The following is a 12,790-nucleotide window of genomic DNA, read 5'->3' as shown; positions in this document are numbered from 1 at the left end:
CCTTAGCTAAGCAGAAGCAAATATGGTATACTAAAGAAGTAGCGTGTTGAAGAAATGCGCGAAAAAGGGTAGTTTCAATGAATCTTAATGTGCATAACCATTCACATGGTGTAGATGTTTTTCGAAGAAAGCGGTGTATAGAATGAGAAACAAGAATATGTTCAGAAGTACAGTGAGGATCAAACAAGAACTTTCAGACTGGTTCGCTACCCAATCAGCTGTAGGTGCAAAGGTCACTAAAGTATCAGACGATTCCATCACATTATCCATCGAGGACCGAGAAATCGAACTCGTCCCCCATAAAAACGACGGCCTAGAAGCAGAAATATCAGTCGAAGCAGAAGCGTTGAACAACATCATTGCCAAAGTCTCCGTCGGAGAAACACTCAGAACTGGAACAGGCCAATGGACCTTCTATTCCGAACCAGACGCCCAACGACTCATCTTTAGCGAAACAGAAACATTCGCTTAGCGCAATCACATAAATTAACACACTCAGCCAGACGTTACGTCTGGCTGTTTATGTTTTCCACGAATCAAAGAGGCACAACAGCCCTCAACTTGAAAGGCCCTTAAAGCCTCAACTCCCAGCCGCTTGGTGCCTGCCGGCGGCCCGTCCCTAAAAGTAAGGCAAGTGAAAACTATCCCAAGAAAGAATAGCGCTAGACGCAAAAAAATATCGCAATGAAAACGAATTTATATGGTATCATATGGAATAATATATGGTAAAGGGGACGAGCGTATGTCAGCAATTGTACCAATGAGTTTGTTAGTTGCTGTAATGATAGGAGGGTTCATTGCGGCTAAGTTATCCTTGTTTAGTGACCATGCTGAGTCGGACTTATCGGTCATGATCACGCAAATTGCTTCGCCTGCCCTTATTTTATCGACCGTGAACTCGGCCGGTTCACTAGGAACTAAGCGTGAGGCAATGACCTTCCTGTTGATTGCCTTTCTCTTATTCGGACTGTATATTCCCCTCGCGAGCTTAATGACCAGGTGGTTTAAATTCCCCCAGAAATCCCCGGGAGTCGCCAAGATTTGTTGATCATCAACAAATCAGGCTTCATGGGTCTACCGGTAATTTTAGCGATGTACGGTGAAGGGGCGATGTTTTATGCGGCTTTGATGAATATCCCGACTAACCTGTTTTCTTTTTCTTATGGTGCTTGGGCAATGGCCAAACACAGCCATCAAGAGGCTAAACCACCATCACTCGTAAAAATTCTATTCTCGCCAGGCTTTCTGGCTTCGATTGTGGTGATTGTTTTCTTCGTTTTCGATTGGAGATTGCCCATCGTAATGGCGGATTTTTTTAGTCTAGTGGGTGCCATGACAACGCCTCTGGCGATGTTTGTGATTGGAATGGCAATGGCGAAACTGGATATTCGCTTTGCTTTAATGAGCCGCGAAGTCTATGGCTTAGCTTTTATCAAGATGCTGCTTTTCCCGATGATGGTCTATCTGATATTCGCTTCCTTTATTAGCAATCCGATTATATTGAGTGTTCTGATTGTGATTGCCGGCATGCCGGGACCCGCAGTTTCTACCAGTTTTGCGATTCTCTATGAGGCGGACGTCGGCCTAGCTGCTCGCTATGTCTTTGTCACGACCTTATTATCGGTCGTGACCATCCCTTTCATTGTGAATCTATTGGGTCTGACGTAATACTTGCTTGACAAAGGGCTGGATAAGGTCTAAAATACAAACAACTTATATAGAATTTCTTTAATCGTGTTCCGTGAAACACGAAAGAATCACACGTTTAACTTTGCCCCCACAATAGGGCTGAGTGTCTTTCTTTGTGTACTCACGATCAGTAACTACGGTTACTGATCTTTTTTTATGGGCCAAATATGAATCTTAAGCATAAGGAGTTTGATAAAAATGGATAGTAAACTACCAATTATTGCGCTTGATTTCGCAACTGTCAACGAGCTGCAAGAGTTTTTAACATTATTTCCCACGGGTGAAACACTCAATTTAAAAGTGGGGATGGAAATGTACTACATGAACGGTCCTGAATTGGTGCGTGAATTGGTAGCCGCTGGACACAAACTTTTCTTAGATCTGAAATTGCACGATATACCCAACACTGTCAAGCGCAGCATGAGCATCCTTGCTCAATTAGGCGTTTCAATGGTTAATGTCCATGCAATGGGCGGATCAAGCATGCTAGAAGCGGCCAAAGAAGGTTTAGTAGCCGGTACCCCAGCAGGAGCTGAAACACCGCTACTGATCGCAGTGACTCAATTAACGTCAACCACTGAAGCACAAGTGCTCAACGAACAATTGAGCCGTGTCAGCCTCAACGAAAGCGTCAGCCAATATGCTAAAACGACAGCTGCTGCTGGCCTGGATGGTGTCGTTTGTTCGCCACTTGAAGCAGCACAAATCAAAGCAGCGTTAGGTAAAAACTTTCTAACGGTCACTCCGGGTATTCGCTTGGCAAGTAATGAAGTCACTCAAGATGACCAATACCGAATCGCCACACCCGAAAAAGCCGCTGCCATCGGAAGCGACTATATTGTAGTCGGACGTCCAATCACGCGTGCACAGAAGCCTCTCGAAACTTATCGCCAACTAACACAAGCCTGGCAAGCAGCTAAAACTAAGGGGGAAGCCTAATGACACACACACCTAAAACCAGTTTAGAAATAGCCGATATCTTACTAGAAATCGGTGCAGTCAGCTTGAATCCGACAGAACCTTTTACATGGGCAAGTGGCTTGAAGACACCGATTTATTGTGATAATCGTCTGATTATCAGTTATCCAGCGGCTCGTCAACAAGTCGAACAGGCATTAGCTGATTTAATTCAAAGCGAATTTTCTGACGTCGATGTCATTGCAGGCACAGCCACAGCCGGCATTCCACATGCGGCGATTGTTGCTTACTTACTGAATAAACCAATGATCTACGTGCGCTCGAGCGCCAAAGCCCACGGCAAACAGAATGCCATCGAAGGTCAGCTAAAAGCGGGTCAAAAAGTCGTGATGATTGAAGATTTAATCAGTACGGGTGGCAGCGTGATACAAGCAGCCGACATGGTCACACAAGCCGGCGGTGAAGTACTCGGGGTGTGTGCCATCTTCAATTACTTACTTGCTAAAGGCAAAGTGGCCTTTGAAGAAACGACTTATCCGCTACATACCTTAACGGATTACCAAATTCTAATTAATCAAGCAGTCAAAAACGAAAACTTAGCAGCCCACCGAGAAACGTTGGAGCAATGGTATCAAGATCCACAAGCTTGGTCACAAGCCTTTACTCAATCATAGGCGATCACATAGTAACAAAGTACTCAAGTCACTTGCGAAAACTCAATAGCCATTAATAAAGGAAGCCTGTGAGCTTCCATTAAGGGGAAAAAATACAATGAACACATATGAACAGAATAAGAACGACCGCAGAGCGCTAGTTGCTGCCATTATCGCTTCAGGCATGGACGATTTAAACGTCATGTTTCTAGCGTTCACAATGTCGACGATTATTACACAACTTAATTTAACCAGTGCCCAAGGCGGTTGGATCGGTACGATTACCAACTTTGGCATGCTATTTGGCGGCGTGGTTTTCGGGGTTTTAGCAGACCGTTACAATAAATTTAAGGTATTTAAATGGACCGTCATTATTTTCTCGGTCGCAACCGGTTTAATTTTCTTTACAGAAAGTATAGGCTATCTATACTTAATGCGCTTTATTGCGGGAATCGGTGTTGGGGGAGAATACGGTGTAGCTATCTCGATTATGGCCGGTATTGTCCCTCAAGAAAGAATGGGGCGTATCAGTTCTTTAAATGGGATTGTCGGCCAAGTTGGTTCGATTACATCAGCGATTCTAGCAGGTTTAATCGCCCCACTATTCGGTTGGCGCGGACTGTTCTTGTTCGGTCTGTTACCACTTGTTTTAGTTATCTGGATGCACTTTGCGGTTGATGCCACTCATGTATCAGATAGCGGTCGCCAAACGACGAATTCAGCATCAACAAGTAAAGGGCGCATCGCTGACTTGTTTAAAACGAAAGCTTTGATGCATCAAACGCTTGCTTTAATGGTTATGACGACTGTTCAAATTGCGGGTTACTTTGGCATGATGAACTGGTTACCGACGATTATGCAAGCCAATATCGGCGTCAGTGTTAGTGGCTCAAGCGCTTGGATGGTCACGACGATTCTTGGAATGTGCTTAGGTATGCTAGTTTTCGGTCAATTACTTGATCACTTTGGTCCGCGCTTAGTTTACGGCGTCTTTCTTTGTTGTTCTGCTGCATCGGTTTACTGCTTTACCTTTGCTAAAACAGGGCCCCAATTATTAATTGGAGGCGCAATCTTAGGCTTCTTCGTTAACGGGATGTTTGCCGGCTATGGGGCAATGATTACTCGTTTGTATCCTTATGAAGTTCGAACGGTCGCGAACAATACGATTTTAAATGTGGGTCGTGCCGTGGGAGGCTTCTCATCAGTAATTATCGGAATGATACTTGATTCGTCAGGTGTTCCAACCGTGATGCTCTTTCTAGCTAGCCTGTATGTCATTAGCTTCGTATTTATGATGAGTATACCGAATCTGAAACAGGCGCGCTATATAAAACATGGGCAAAGTGCCAGCAAAGCCAGTTCTGTGGCGGTAGCTCCCTTGGCAGAAATTTAAAGTCTACTATAGATAAGCTTACTTATGAACACACGTTGCCTTGTAAAGGTGGCGTGTGTTTTTGTGTGGCTAAGTATCAAAGGCCGAAAGCTTGCTTTTTAGCGTCTGGCTCTGATAGAATCATCGAGCGAGACTTTTTAGCCCTATTTTGCCATTAATAGTGGTCTTGGCTTTTAGGGTTTTGTTACGTAGCCTTTAAGAATTGGTTAGGTTAGTTTTTTTTCATGTAAGTTCGGTGGATAGTATGTTAAAATACTGGGGTAATATATTGTGAGGTGAGTGTATTTGGTTCAGGCATCTGATTCGTCGATGGAGCTTCGGATTCAAGGGGCTCTTATTACGCATATGTTAGATTATTATCAATATATCCCGTTGGATGAGTTTTTAGCGAACCACCCTCATTGGAGCACCTCCCAAATTCAGGATACATTAGCATTGCTTCAGGCGATTATTAGTGTGGACTTGAAGACAATCGAAACATTGGCCCCAAAACTTCATCTTGATTTTCTACAACACCCTTCTTTTCTTGAGCGTAAAGTATATAGTTATACGCAAAATTTGATGCTAAATCTTTCAGAATATGAATATGCAGACTATTTGCGTGGTTTAACGCCTATATTGGTGGATGTTATGCGCCTTGTGGTGGTTAAACATGCGTTACCCGATTTGGATCAGTATATGATACAAGTATCAAAAGAAACGACAGATGGTCGTTTGATTTATAAGGGTTTGCAGTGGAATCAAGAGAAAATTGAGAGTGGTCATAACCAGGTGCATAAAAGCTGGCAGAAATATTATGGGAAGCATTTCAATTACAATCATTATGTGAGTTCGAGTCATCTTTTGAAATTATTGATGGATTATGGCAAAGATGAGGATATTAAAGAGACAGCGACTCAAGTGCGTCAAGTTGAGAAAGACTTGCGAAACATAGTGGCTCATGAAGTGCTATTCGTAGATGATGCTTGGTTGCAAGAACGATCGAATATGGATGCGGATGAAATACATGGATTATTAATGCGTTTAATCTATATCGCAGGCCTAGACGATCAAAAGCAATGGGATGTTATAAGTGATTTAAATGAACAATTGAAAGAATTATTTAAAGCCAGAATCCAAGAGATTCGGGCAAATTAAACTATCTACTATACTAAAGGAGTTTACGTTTGTATGAAGAAATTAGTCATTCGTGGAGGCAAGCCATTAACAGGTGAAATTACAATTAATGGTGCGAAGAATAGTGCTGTTGCTTTAATTCCAGCTGCTATTATGGCCGATTCAGAAGTCATCTTAGAAGGTGTACCGGATATCCAAGATGTGTATTCGTTGCTTGAAATTTTAAACGATTTTAACGTTAAAACTGAATTTAAAAATAATACGTTGAAAATCGATCCTTCGGAAATTGCATCAATTCCAATGCCAACAGGCAAGATTCAAAGTTTACGTGCGTCCTATTATTTTATGGGTGCCACCTTATCTAAGTTTGGTGAAGGTGTGATTGGTTTACCAGGAGGCTGTTTCTTAGGCCCGCGTCCGATTGATCAACATATTAAAGCCTTCCGTTCTTTAGGTGCAGAAATTGATGATGATTTTGGCGTGATTAGCCTAAGTTCACCTAACGGTTTACAAGGAACACGTATTTATATGGACGTTGTATCGATTGGTGCAACAATCAACGCTATTCTTGCAGCGGTGAAAGCAGAAGGTAAAACAACGATTGAAAACGCAGCTCGCGAACCAGAAATCATTGATGTAGTTACTTTATTAAATAAAATGGGCGCTAAAATTCGTGGTGCAGGCACGAGCGTGATTCGTATTGAAGGTGTCGAAATCTTACATGGAACGAGTCATACTTTAATCCCAGACCGTATTGAAGCGGGCACTTATTTAACTGCTGCAGTCGCAATGGGTGACGAAGTTCGTGTAAATAACGTCATCTATGAGCATATTGAAAGCTATATTGCGAAATTAGATGAAATGGGCGCGAAGATGGAAATTGGTGAGGACAGTATTTTAGTCCATAAATCAGATGACTTACAAATGGTCAGCTTGAAGACATTACCTTATCCAGGTTTTGCGACTGACTTACAACAACCGATTACGCCACTATTAGTGAAAGCTATTGGTAAAGGGACAGTGATGGATACAATTTATCCTCAACGAGTGAAACATATTCCAGAATTAAATCGTATGGGAGCTAACATCCGAGTGGATGGCGATATTATTCGCGTTGAAGGCCCTTCAAACTTATCAGGAGCACCGGTTCGTGCGAGTGACTTAAGAGCAGGCGCCAGCCTTGTGATTGCTGGTTTAATGGCTGAAGGTGAAACGACAATCACAGGTGTAGAAAACATCTTACGTGGTTATACAGATATCGTTGGTAAATTGCGTGCAATTGGCGCAGATATCGACATGATTGAAGATGACCAAGAAGAAGCATAAAGTTAAAAAAGTATAGAAAGTAGGCATCTCATGGCAGACGCTTTTTCGTTAGAAACATTGTTAGAGAAAGAAGTGAAAGAGTTATACGCGTACGCGCGTGAACTCGATATACCTAACTATAGTCAATTAAGTAAGAAAGAATTGGCTTTAGCAGTAATGAGAACACAAGAAGAAAAGCAAGGATTCTTCCAAGTTGAAGGTGTTCTTGATATTCGTTCAGATGAGTCATTTGGTTATTTACGTCCAATTAACTATTCGCCGAGTCAAGAAGATATTTATATATCTAACTCACAGATTCGTCGTTTTGATTTACGTAATGGAGATAAAGTCGCTGGTCCAGCGCGTCCACCAAAAGCGAACGAGCGTTATTATGGTTTAATGCAAATTTCGACCGTCAATGGTAAAGATCCTGAAGCTGCTAAGCAAAGAGATCATTTCCCAGGATTGACGCCACTGTATCCGAATGAGCAAATTAAATTAGAGTACCAAAAGCAGTCGATTTCGAACCGTTTAATCGATGTAGTTTCGCCTGTTGGTTTTGGTCAACGTGGTTTGATTGTGTCACCGCCTAAAGCAGGTAAAACAACCATCTTGAAAGAAATTGCGAACGGTATTAAAGAAAATCATCCAGATGTTGAATTGATTGTCTTATTAATCGATGAACGTCCCGAAGAGGTAACCGATATTGAACGTAGTGTGAAGGCAGATGTTGTATCGTCTACTTTTGACCAACAGCCTGAAAATCATATCCGTATTTCAGAATTAGTGCTTGAGCGTGCAATGCGTCTTGTTGAAGACGGTCGTGATGTTGTCGTTTTAATGGATAGTATCACGCGTTTGGCTCGTGCTTACAACTTAGTGGTTCGTCCTTCAGGTCGTACTTTAAGTGGGGGCTTAGATCCGGCTGCTTTCTACTTCCCGAAACGTTTCTTTGGTGCGGCGCGTAATATCGAAGGTGGCGGTTCGTTAACCATCTTAGCAACAGCTTTAGTTGATACTGGTAGTCGGATGGACGATATCATTTATGAAGAGTTCAAGGGTACGGGTAACATGGAATTACACTTATCTCGCCAATTGGCTGAAAGACGTATTTTTCCTGCGATTGATATTAAACGTTCTGGTACACGTAAAGAAGAATTATTAATTGAAGCTCACAAGCTTGAACAAGTATGGCGCTTGCGTAAGATGATGCAAGGCGAGTCTTTAGAGTACACCGAGCAATTGATTCAACTATTACGTAAAACGAAAAACAATGATGATTTCTTCACTCAATTTGAGAAGATTGTCATGAAGTAATTTACTTGACTAAGACGAAGCTTGAATTAAGGCTTTGGCTTGGTTTAGTGTTGCGCTTAATTGAAATTAAATAAGAGTGATGGGCACGGGTATCTTGGATATCCGTGTCTTTTTTTGTTTTGTGTGGGGCGGATGATGTCTTTGTTGGGGAGTATGGGGAGGGCTCGGTTTTGGTGGAGGTATTGTGAGAAAGCTGGTTCGACTGCGATAGGGGGTGTGGCTTGTGCGTGTCGACTGGCCAAATGAGTCGACTCAAGCTGGGAGTGAACACGTTAAAGCCATAAAAGGGTGAATCGGTTTTATTCGATAGGAATGCTCTTGGGAATGAGTAAGTTGCCTCCACTTACACACCCAAAGGCCAAGACCTAAGCGCCTGTCACGGGGAAAGATTAAAGCTCACCATAACAAATCACCATAATTATGATAAAATACTAATAATGACACGTGAGAGAGTTATCATTATAGACAGCAATATGGTAAAATCTAGGTACAACATTCAAACAATAACGATTAAAGGGGATTGTTTTGAATTGTATCATACCATCAAATGAGCACCGATAATAAGTGTGCAGTTTATGGATTTTATCTCAACACAAAAGTTAAGGGTGAGTCGAATGGCAAAGGTAACCAAAACAAATGTCATGCGAATATTAACGCAACTGAAAATACCGTATACTATCCACCAATATTTGGGTGACGACGTTCGTTCTGGTGCAGATGTTGCAGAGAAGATGGGTGTTTCACCCACTCAAATGTTCAAAACATTGGTGACACAGGCTAAGTCAGGGGAGCACTATGTCTTCATGGTGCCAGTCCAATTTGAATTAGATTTGAAGAAAGCAGCACAAGCGGTAGATGAAAAAAGTGTGGCCATGATTAAAGAAAAAGAATTATTCCCACTGACGGGGTATGTTCATGGAGGCTGTTCGCCAATAGGGATGAAGAAAGAATTTCAAACGGTACTTGACGAAAGTGCCTTAGAATATTCAAGCATTTTATTTAGCGCTGGCAAAAAAGGTTATTCTGTCCAACTGGCGCCTGATATCTTAGAGAATATCCTTCCTTTAAAAATAGCAGATATTATTTTTAAATAAAGCAAATATATTATGTACATGAGGTGAAGTAAGCGATGAAAAAGTGTTCAAACTGTGGGTCAGCTAACTTAGATGAAGCTAAATTCTGTCATCAATGTGGCGGTTTAATTGCACGCGAGAGGCCTATGTCTAAAAATGACATGTCAAAGGAAGACAAACGACCCTCACTAGACGATTTAGAGTTTGTCGAAACGGACTTGACGAATGAAAGTCCTAAAACATTAAGAATGAAGGATAAGGTAAGTTTGCGTTCAACAGAAGAAACGCAAGTTTCATCAACGAGGGACCAACCCTCAATCCAGAGTAAGCATAAGAAAATGTCTGAAGTTCGCCAAACGGTCAGACAAGAAGAACCAGCATTCGTTGGAAGTCTTGATTCAGCACCAAAAACAACGCGACTGGCTGATACAGGCGATGTATTTATTGCCGATGTGTTGGCTAACATCGAAACTGACATCGATTTAGATGCAGACATCGTTGACTGGCACAGTGAAGATGCCGATCCAGTCGACCCAGAAAGTTTAGCGGTACCCGTTGAACGTGTTGGAAGGGCTCATTCCGCAGAACCTGTCACACCAGTGGAGCGCCCCTTTGAGCGAGCGAATCGACGAACGACTCAAAAGGAAGTAGATCTTCTTGAAGACGAAGTGACTAAAGAGGATTCTGTCACTGACAAACAGTCTGTTTTACAAGAAACGGATTTAGTTACACCAGCACCGGTGCTAAGTGAACCTACAAGTTCAAGCGAAGCCCCATTAACCACAGAGGCAGATGAACCAACAGTCTCGAACGACTCACTTGAAAATTGTAAGCCTTCGAATAAAAAACAAGCACGACAGACTAAACAACATGAAGAAAATCCAATGTTTAAACGGGAACCTGTTTATTTAAAACCAGATACCTATGGTCCCAGTGCGCGTGAAGCACAACGTAAATTGGATGCAGAATTAGCAGCGGTAGTTTCAACCATCGAATGTCCACATTGTGGCCATCAGAATCCGGATTACTATTCATTCTGCCAAGTATGTAAAAAGAAATTATATGCTTACGAAGATCAAATCATCGACACTCAAACAGAGTCGACAGCAGGAACGAGTACTTTTACAAGTCCATCAGAAAATGATGCGGTTGATGACGCCTTATTTGTTCCAGCTTACATCAATTCGGAGTCAACTTTGGAAGAAACAACTAAAAACAAACGTAAGAAGAAAAAGAAACATAGGAAAGAACGCAAACGTGGTTATGGTTGGCTCATTACGTTACTGTTGTTAGTCCTCTTAATCGCAGGTGGCGTCTTCGCTTATTTCTATTTTTTCAAAGGTGAAACAGCGAATGCAGTCTACCAAGAATATAGCGAAGCGATTGTGGCTCAAGATTATGACAAGGCAGCGAGTCTAACGGCTAGCACTAATGGTCATGCTTGGACAGGTGACGATGTCGAACGAATGATTGCCAACTACGCACAAGCACAAGTTGATTTAAGTACTTTATTAGCAGAAAACCCAGAAGCGACAGAATTAGTCCAAGGAAACCATCTCATATTGGAAGTAGATAGTGAGCCGAGTTTTCTAGGGCTCTTTCCTGAATACCAAGTCTTCGTCCATGCGATTAACGTCGCACTATCTGTTCCAAATGACTACCGCGATATCGCAATAACAACCTTTTCACATCAAGCACAACCAATTACAGCTGGTGATGCCGTCATCTTAGAGCCACGTGAAAATTACATTATAGTTCGTTTGACAGAAAACGATGAAACGCGCGAAATCGGGCTTGATTTAAATTATTCCTTAATGGCAGACGGCACATTACCTATTTCTCTAAAGGAAGTAGAAAACCGTATTCAAGCAGATCTAACGACATTACCGGGAGCCTATCCACAAGAATTTACAGCGACAGGTTTTGTGATTGATGGTCAAGAATATACGGCTGATATTATTACGTTGAATGGTTATGTGGGTCAAAGTTTTACAGTATCCATTCGCGGAGAGTACTTCGGTGAAGCCATTGAGAGTTCACAACAAGAAATTCATTTAGAAGATGACAGCCAAGTGCTCGTATCACTTGCTGACGACGGCGACTTACTGACTAAATTACAAGCGATTGAAGCCGCTAATGCCGACATGATTGCTAATCGTACACCTGCTGAAAGTGCAGAAACTTGGCTTCAAATCTTCCAGAACGATTTCGTTGATGCGATTAATTTTAGAGCACCCGACATGTTGGCTAAATATGGGGATGAATCAGAATGGTATGCCAATACCGCAAGCTGGATTCAAAACGAGGTAGTCACTAACGGTATTTACTATAATACTGCCACCTATGAAATCATCAGCGTTGAGCCTAATGATAGCGGACAAATGGTATTAACAACAACAGAATTATTCGATTATACGCTTGGTGGCGTAGCCGCCGTTCAAGCTCAAAGCAAGGTTTATGTCCTTGCAGACAACGGTGGACAACTGACGATTCTCTCTGTCGAAGTACAAGATATTGCAAATTAAAATTTCGACAAAATACCTTTGCATTTCTCTAACAGTCATGGTATTATTCTAGTGTTGCAGAGTACGCAAATGAATTAACTCTAAATTAGCAAATAGTTTAGGGCAGAAAGGAAGTAAACATAATGAAACAAGGAATTCATCCAGAATACCGTACAGTTGTTTTTATGGATACATCAACAGGTTTTAAATTCATCACAGGTTCTACTAGAAACTCTAACGAGACAGTAGAATGGGAAGACGGAAACTCGTACCCATTAATCCGTGTTGAAACATCATCTGATTCGCATCCATTCTATACTGGCCGTCAAAAATTCACGCAAGCAGACGGACGTGTGGACAAGTTCAACAAAAAATACGGTCTACAAGACAAAAACGCAGAAGCTTAATTTTAAACTTAAATGCTTTAAAGCATTCACGAAGACTACCTCTCGAGGTAGTCTTTTTGTGTATGGAGATAGAAAAAAAGTTGGTCGACAATCAATCTAGCAATTTTTTTATCTATTTGTACGTAGAAGCTAGAAGTAAAGGCCAAGCATTTGCTTGGATGCTAAGCTATCGCATGAGCTTTTTAAATGGGAGTACCCCAAAGGAGGCAAACACGTGTGATCGTGTTGTTTTCTTTTGAAGTTAATTAATCTTTTGTGACCGTCATTTATCATTCTACCTTCAAAGTCATTACGTTTGACAAATATACATGAGAAGTATATCATATGATTAAACATGCATATGATGCGTGGGTTTATTTTTTATGCAACATATGATGCGGCGCTCATGTGTAAAGCGTACTCATTACATTATACG

General features: G+C 41.7%; 12 protein-coding genes. All 12 read left to right on the top strand.

What is annotated here, in order from left to right; all coding sequences use genetic code 11:
• Positions 1-157 precede the first annotated feature (157 nt).
• The 12 genes from ACTQ5J_RS05920 to ACTQ5J_RS05865 all read left to right on the top strand — a co-directional run bounded on the left by ACTQ5J_RS05920 (position 158) and on the right by ACTQ5J_RS05865 (position 12,375).
• The gene (locus ACTQ5J_RS05920) at positions 158-472 is read left to right on the top strand and encodes a hypothetical protein (RefSeq protein ID WP_441751430.1); all 315 of its coding nucleotides are present in this window, start codon (positions 158-160) and stop codon (positions 470-472) included.
• Between the two features lie 270 nt (positions 473-742).
• A complete protein-coding gene (locus ACTQ5J_RS05915; RefSeq protein ID WP_441751428.1) occupies positions 743-1,048 on the top strand; it encodes an AEC family transporter in 306 nt (101 codons plus the stop codon).
• Complete coding sequence (locus ACTQ5J_RS05910; RefSeq protein ID WP_441751427.1) at positions 1,042-1,668, top strand: AEC family transporter; 627 nt, start codon at positions 1,042-1,044, stop codon at positions 1,666-1,668. Before ACTQ5J_RS05915 ends, ACTQ5J_RS05910 begins: the two co-directional genes overlap by 7 nt.
• Positions 1,669-1,887: 219 nt before the next feature.
• Positions 1,888-2,628 carry an orotidine-5'-phosphate decarboxylase gene (pyrF, locus tag ACTQ5J_RS05905; protein WP_441751425.1) on the top strand — a complete coding sequence of 247 codons (741 nt, stop codon included), beginning with the start codon at positions 1,888-1,890 and terminating at the stop codon, positions 2,626-2,628.
• Positions 2,628-3,281, top strand: coding sequence for an orotate phosphoribosyltransferase (gene pyrE / locus ACTQ5J_RS05900; protein ID WP_441751423.1), 654 nt, complete (start codon positions 2,628-2,630; stop codon positions 3,279-3,281). The genes pyrF and pyrE overlap by 1 nt, the downstream gene beginning before the upstream one ends.
• Before the next feature lie 97 nt (positions 3,282-3,378).
• The gene (locus ACTQ5J_RS05895) at positions 3,379-4,653 is read left to right on the top strand and encodes an MFS transporter (RefSeq protein ID WP_441751421.1); all 1,275 of its coding nucleotides are present in this window, start codon (positions 3,379-3,381) and stop codon (positions 4,651-4,653) included.
• Between the two features lie 285 nt (positions 4,654-4,938).
• Entirely contained in the window at positions 4,939-5,790 is an 852-nt protein-coding gene (locus ACTQ5J_RS05890) for a hypothetical protein (RefSeq protein WP_441751420.1), read from the top strand.
• Between the two features lie 33 nt (positions 5,791-5,823).
• Positions 5,824-7,095, top strand: a complete 1,272-nt coding sequence (locus ACTQ5J_RS05885) for a UDP-N-acetylglucosamine 1-carboxyvinyltransferase (protein ID WP_441751418.1) — start codon at positions 5,824-5,826, stop codon at positions 7,093-7,095.
• Positions 7,096-7,125: 30 nt separating this feature from the next.
• Positions 7,126-8,391 carry a transcription termination factor Rho gene (rho, locus tag ACTQ5J_RS05880; protein WP_441751416.1) on the top strand — a complete coding sequence of 422 codons (1,266 nt, stop codon included), beginning with the start codon at positions 7,126-7,128 and terminating at the stop codon, positions 8,389-8,391.
• Between the two features lie 614 nt (positions 8,392-9,005).
• Complete coding sequence (gene ybaK / locus ACTQ5J_RS05875) at positions 9,006-9,485, top strand: Cys-tRNA(Pro) deacylase (RefSeq protein WP_441751414.1); 480 nt, start codon at positions 9,006-9,008, stop codon at positions 9,483-9,485.
• Positions 9,486-9,520: 35 nt separating this feature from the next.
• Positions 9,521-11,989: a hypothetical protein gene (locus ACTQ5J_RS05870; RefSeq protein ID WP_441751412.1), complete on the top strand. Its 2,469-nt coding sequence runs from the start codon at positions 9,521-9,523 to the stop codon at positions 11,987-11,989.
• Between the two features lie 122 nt (positions 11,990-12,111).
• Positions 12,112-12,375, top strand: coding sequence for a type B 50S ribosomal protein L31 (locus ACTQ5J_RS05865; protein WP_441751410.1), 264 nt, complete (start codon positions 12,112-12,114; stop codon positions 12,373-12,375).
• Positions 12,376-12,790: the final 415 nt, after the last annotated feature.

It is taken from the genome of Fundicoccus sp. Sow4_F4 (assembly GCF_052116145.1).
Classification (GTDB): Bacteria; Bacillota; Bacilli; order Lactobacillales; family Aerococcaceae; genus Fundicoccus.
Note: the sequence above shows the minus strand (reverse complement) of the source record. Positions and strands in the feature narration are given on the sequence as shown.

Coding starts and splice junctions, on each gene's coding strand:
- ACTQ5J_RS05920 (WP_441751430.1), top strand. CDS start 158: ATGTTCAGAAGTACAGTGAGGATCAAACAAGAACTTTCAGACTGGTTC.
- ACTQ5J_RS05915 (WP_441751428.1), top strand. CDS start 743: ATGTCAGCAATTGTACCAATGAGTTTGTTAGTTGCTGTAATGATAGGA.
- pyrF (WP_441751425.1), top strand. CDS start 1,888: ATGGATAGTAAACTACCAATTATTGCGCTTGATTTCGCAACTGTCAAC.
- pyrE (WP_441751423.1), top strand. CDS start 2,628: ATGACACACACACCTAAAACCAGTTTAGAAATAGCCGATATCTTACTA.
- ACTQ5J_RS05895 (WP_441751421.1), top strand. CDS start 3,379: ATGAACACATATGAACAGAATAAGAACGACCGCAGAGCGCTAGTTGCT.
- ACTQ5J_RS05885 (WP_441751418.1), top strand. CDS start 5,824: ATGAAGAAATTAGTCATTCGTGGAGGCAAGCCATTAACAGGTGAAATT.
- rho (WP_441751416.1), top strand. CDS start 7,126: ATGGCAGACGCTTTTTCGTTAGAAACATTGTTAGAGAAAGAAGTGAAA.
- ybaK (WP_441751414.1), top strand. CDS start 9,006: ATGGCAAAGGTAACCAAAACAAATGTCATGCGAATATTAACGCAACTG.
- ACTQ5J_RS05870 (WP_441751412.1), top strand. CDS start 9,521: ATGAAAAAGTGTTCAAACTGTGGGTCAGCTAACTTAGATGAAGCTAAA.
- ACTQ5J_RS05865 (WP_441751410.1), top strand. CDS start 12,112: ATGAAACAAGGAATTCATCCAGAATACCGTACAGTTGTTTTTATGGAT.